At 66.9% G+C, this 1,178-nt stretch carries 2 protein-coding genes; one reads left to right on the forward strand and one right to left on the reverse strand.

The genetic code is table 11. The annotated features are described in order from the left end of the window. Positions 1–40: 40 nt before the first annotated feature. Positions 41–256, reverse strand: coding sequence for a hypothetical protein (locus FV233_RS29495; protein ID WP_147856210.1), 216 nt, complete (start codon positions 254–256; stop codon positions 41–43). Positions 257–493: 237 nt separating this feature from the next. Here FV233_RS29495 and FV233_RS29500 point away from each other — a divergent pair, with 237 nt between their 5' ends. Further along, positions 494–1,042, forward strand: a complete 549-nt coding sequence (locus FV233_RS29500; RefSeq protein WP_147856209.1) for a PAS domain-containing protein — start codon at positions 494–496, stop codon at positions 1,040–1,042. Positions 1,043–1,178: the final 136 nt, after the last annotated feature.

Raw genomic sequence — 1,178 nt, forward strand, 5'->3', positions numbered from 1 at the left:
GAGGGGGGGAAGGGGACGCGCGTGGGTCTTCCCGGCTCCCTTACCGCCGCTCGTCCTCGATGATGCCGCGGATGACGGTGAGCGCGCGCGCGCGGCCCTCGCTGGTCCGGATCGCCGACCAGAGCCGCAGGCATTCCTGCGCCCCGGCCTGGCCGTCGGTCGTGCCTTCGTCGTCGAAGAACCGCTCGACCGGGATGCCCAGGATTCCGGCGAGCGTCAGCAAGGTCTTGGTCCCCGGCTTGTCCGAGCCGCTCATGACGGACGATCCTCTGCCACCAAGTCGGCCGCGATCGCGGCGCAATCGGGCTCGACCCTGGGTCCTCGATTCCATGCGCGCTGAGGCCGAACCGATATTCCTGTCTGCGGCGCGCATGAGCCGGTATAAATCCATCACCGGGATAGTATAAAATAATGTATAAAGATCAAGGCTGCTATCTTTATTTAATTCTCAGGGTTACCTTTCATACGAACCGAGCCGGCCCGGAACGCTGCAATGATTTTTTCGACCGATGCGTCTGGTCGGTTCGTCTATCTCAGTGGTGAGTGGTCCGAGATCACGGGGCAGGACCGGTCGGCCGCGCTGGGTCTCGGCTGGCTCGACCGCGTCCCCGAGACCGACCGGGCGACCATCCAAGACGTATTCAGCCGGGCCGCGGCCGCCGTCAGCGAATTCAGCCTGCGCTTCCGGCTGCACTGCGCCGACGGAAGCGTGCGGTGGCTCGGCGCCGGGGGCCTGCCCTCGTTCGGCCCCCCGGATTCGACCTTCCTGGGCTATCTCGGCTCGATGATCGAGATGACCCCGAGCGCCACGGACGGGATGCAAGCCTACGGCCATGTCGGCCGCTACCTGCCGCCGCCGACGCATCATGCGACCGCGCCGCAGGATCACCTGGACCGGATCGCCGACCACCTGATCATCGCCCACTCGCTGATCGAGGGCGACGGCGCCAAGAGCGCCCTGCCGGGCCTGCGCGCCGCCCTGTTCGAGGTCGGGCGCGCCATCGCCCGCCGGAGCACGGAAACGCCGAACGCCTACAACTGACGGGTCCCCATCGTTCACGGTCCACGACAGGGCACAACCGCCGGGTGCCGGACCGGTCGTTGCGGGCGAAGCCGGTGACGAAACGCGACACGCCGCATCCGTCTCGGCAGCAAAACCCGTCGCATCGCAGCTGACA

The organism is Methylobacterium sp. WL7 (assembly GCF_008040085.1).
Lineage (GTDB): Bacteria > Pseudomonadota > Alphaproteobacteria > Rhizobiales > Beijerinckiaceae > Methylobacterium > Methylobacterium mesophilicum.

Excerpts from the sequence above, each read along its gene's own strand:
- FV233_RS29495 (WP_147856210.1), bottom strand. The coding sequence starts at position 256 with ATGAGCGGCTCGGACAAGCCGGGGACCAAGACCTTGCTGACGCTCGCC.
- FV233_RS29500 (WP_147856209.1), top strand. The coding sequence starts at position 494 with ATGATTTTTTCGACCGATGCGTCTGGTCGGTTCGTCTATCTCAGTGGT.